Source organism: Flavobacterium sp. CAN_S2 (assembly GCF_015752255.1).
In the GTDB taxonomy this organism is placed as follows: Bacteria; Bacteroidota; Bacteroidia; order Flavobacteriales; family Flavobacteriaceae; genus Flavobacterium.
On sequence record NZ_JADOVA010000015.1, the window covers coordinates 1 to 1,742 of the forward strand.

The 1,742-nt window shown below is 31.3% G+C and carries 3 protein-coding genes; all 3 read right to left on the bottom strand.

The genetic code is table 11. The annotated features are described in order from the left end of the window. Positions 1-224: 224 nt before the first annotated feature. Positions 225-653 (bottom strand): hypothetical protein, encoded by a 429-nt coding sequence (locus IWX80_RS16920; RefSeq protein ID WP_196854477.1) that lies wholly within the window; start codon positions 651-653, stop codon positions 225-227. A 62-nt stretch (positions 654-715) separates the two neighbouring features. Then, positions 716-1,009 (bottom strand): hypothetical protein, encoded by a 294-nt coding sequence (locus IWX80_RS16925; RefSeq protein ID WP_196854478.1) that lies wholly within the window; start codon positions 1,007-1,009, stop codon positions 716-718. 180 nt (positions 1,010-1,189) lie between these two features. Continuing rightward, a complete protein-coding gene (locus IWX80_RS16930; protein ID WP_196854479.1) occupies positions 1,190-1,615 on the bottom strand; it encodes a hypothetical protein in 426 nt (141 codons plus the stop codon). Between the last annotated feature and the right edge of the window lie 127 nt (positions 1,616-1,742).

Sequence of the window (1,742 nt, forward strand, 5' to 3'; positions counted from 1 at the left end):
TTATTCTGCGATAAAGTCTTGATTGAAATAAAAAGTAATAGCACAATTGTTATTTTTCTCATACATGTGTTTTCTAAACTGTTGCATAACGTTCTCGCGCTACAAGCAGTTTGGGATTAAATCAGCGTTATATTTCGGATTTGCCAAATCTTCCAAATACAAAACCATTTTCAAATTAAGCCTAATACCCAAATTGCTTGTAGCGTGTGTTAGCAGTAGTGCATTTATTCAAGGTAATTTTCTAATTTATGCTTAAACACAAAACTTATGCAAACCAAAATAGGTAAAGCAATCCAAGCCGTAAACACAAGTTCAATTCCATTTTGTCCACCAGAACCATAACATATTGTTTTAGAGTCAGTAAAAAATTGAGCTAAGCAGGCTTGTAGACTAATATATTCGATAAAATTAAATAATGTCAGTTTGGTCAAAGTTGGATTATTAGTTTTCTTAATATTTTCTATGAAAACAAAGGGCAACGCTACAGAAATAAGACTTGTTAAAATCCATATTGATTTCCAAGAAGTGCTACAATCTATGCCGATTTTGTCAGTCAATAGTTGAAATAAAAAAAATAAAATTGCTGTAAAACCAGGAATAAAAAACCCAATAGCACAAGAAATTAAAGTAGGTTTGACAAAGTTAAATTTCATTTTATTTTATTTCAATTTTATTGATGTATTCCGTCCACTTTTAGCTGTTAGAAGAAGCACAATTAAACATTCAGTCCAAAATATATTCCGCTAACTATTGTCACGAGCAAACCTGAGTATAAATAACTTTTGGCTTTTAATTTTTCTGTTACATTTCTGAATTTTAAAATTCCAAAGAGGAATGGCATTAAAAATAGAATTCCAAACCCAATATTTTCCGTTAACATAGCTTTGTCAGAAGTCGCTCCAGCCCCAGAACCAAAATAAAGAAAGAAAATTAAAATAAGTCCATAAAATCCAACAATCACAAAGAGCGATTCAATAATAACTAAAAGTAAAAACAATCTTAAGTTCATAATGATTTATTAGATTCGTGTTTCGGCGGTTGCATTACTGCTAACGTCCCGCTGCCTGTGGTCTGTTGTGGAGGTTCGTAACCTTTCAATTTTCGGTTTTGCAGAATGTTGATGCGAAACGGTAATTCCACTAAACTCCACAATAGACACAGACAGCTGTTATAGGCTGTGCTTTTATTTCTATTCAAAGTAACCTTTTATTTCATTCCTTAATATTGATCCTCCATTTAGCAAAACTGTAATTATTCCAGCTAATACCATAAGAATCACAGGAGCGAATGTGACTATAAAAAAAAGCAAAGCCTTGTTTACACTTGTTTTCTTATATTTTTCCGACAACTTTTGAATGTAGTTATTTTTTATGTAACCGATATAAACAAAAAATATAATTGCTGTTAACAATCCAAATACCATAATCAATATCGTTGACTTCTCGTAATGAATTTCGTCGTTAAATATTTGGTGGTCAATATATGTTTTAGTTGGCAACAAAATAAGGAATGCTAGAAAGAAATAAAAAACACTAATATACATTGTTATACTAAATCTAGCTGGATAATTCCATTTTTGATATCCGTCAAAAAGTTTAGCGAAAATTAAATTCATTATATTTTAAATGAGGTTGTTAGCATTGCCTATAACGTCCCGCTGCTTTGAGATGGCTGGAAGTTCGTAACCGTTCAATTTTCGGCTTAACGAAAAATTGATGCGAAACGATAATTCCACTAAATCC